Raw genomic sequence first — 1,445 nt, 5'->3', positions numbered from 1 at the left:
CTGGGGAGGGGCGCCGGGCCGGGGTCCTGGGCCCGGAGTCGGCAGGGCCGGGGTGGTTGTCTCGGCGGGCGGGGACGGTTGTCAGTGGGCACCGATAACCTCGTACGTGTGTCGTCCCTTGCGCTGTACCGCCGTTATCGCCCGGAGTCCTTCGCCGAGGTCATCGGGCAGGAGCATGTCACCGACCCGCTGCAGCAGGCCCTGCGGAACAACCGGGTCAATCACGCGTACCTGTTCAGTGGGCCGCGCGGCTGTGGCAAGACGACCAGCGCGCGCATCCTCGCTCGCTGTCTGAACTGTGAGCAAGGTCCCACTCCGACTCCCTGCGGGGAGTGCCAGTCCTGCCTCGACCTGGCGCGGAACGGGCCGGGGTCGATCGACGTCATCGAGATCGACGCCGCTTCGCACGGTGGCGTCGACGACGCTCGTGACCTGCGGGAGAAGGCCTTCTTCGGGCCCGCCTCCAGCCGGTACAAGATCTACATCATCGATGAGGCGCACATGGTCACCTCTGCGGGGTTCAACGCCCTGCTGAAGGTGGTCGAGGAGCCGCCGGAGCACCTCAAGTTCATCTTCGCGACCACCGAGCCCGAGAAGGTCATCGGGACGATCCGGTCGCGTACGCATCACTACCCGTTCCGGCTGGTGCCTCCGGGGACCCTTCGGGACTATCTCGGCGAGGTCTGCGGGCGGGAGAGCGTGGCCGTCGAGGACGGTGTGCTGCCGCTGGTCGTGCGGGCCGGGGCGGGGTCCGTGCGTGACTCGATGTCCGTCATGGACCAGCTGCTCGCGAGTGTGGGCACCGATGGTGTGACGTATGCCATGGCGACGTCGCTGCTGGGGTACACCGACGGGTCGTTGCTCGACTCGGTGGTGGATGCGTTCGCTTCGGGGGACGGCGGCGCCGCCTTCGAGATCGTGGACGAGGTCGTCGAGGGCGGGCATGATCCGCGGCGCTTCGTCACCGATCTGCTGGAGCGGCTGCGGGACCTGGTGATCCTGGCCGCCGTGCCGGACGCGGCGGAGAAGGGGCTGATCGACGCCCCGGCCGATGTCGTGGAGCGGATGCAGGCACAGGCGGGCGTCTTCGGCGCGGCGGAGCTGAGCCGGGCGGCCGACCTGGTCAACGAGGGACTTACGGAGATGCGGGGGGCGACCTCGCCGCGGCTTCAGCTGGAGCTGATCTGTGCGCGGGTGCTGCTGCCCGCGGCGTATGACGACGAGCGGTCTGTGATGGCTCGGTTGGATCGGCTTGAGCGGGGTGGCGCGGGTACTGCCGGTGCTGCTGGTGGTGCCGGTGGTGCTGGTGCCGGTGTGAGCTTTGTTGCCGGGGGTGGGCCTGGGCCCGCTATGGGGTACGTGCCGGGGCCTGATGCCCATGCGCCTGCGGCCGCGCCGGGGCCGCAGGGCGGCGGTGGCGAGGTTCCGCCGGGAGGTGGGGCCGC

1 protein-coding gene is annotated in these 1,445 nt (G+C 70.1%); it reads left to right on the top strand.

The features are described 5' to 3' along the window. Positions 1-108: 108 nt before the first annotated feature. Positions 109-1,445 (top strand): DNA polymerase III subunit gamma and tau (locus U9R90_RS36195; protein WP_411061739.1); only part of this gene is annotated, 1,337 nt, incomplete at its 3' end.

Origin of the sequence: Streptomyces sp. E11-3, from assembly GCF_046540415.1 — a bacterium.
GTDB lineage: Bacteria > Actinomycetota > Actinomycetes > Streptomycetales > Streptomycetaceae > Streptomyces.
Note: the sequence above shows the minus strand (reverse complement) of the source record. Positions and strands in the feature narration are given on the sequence as shown.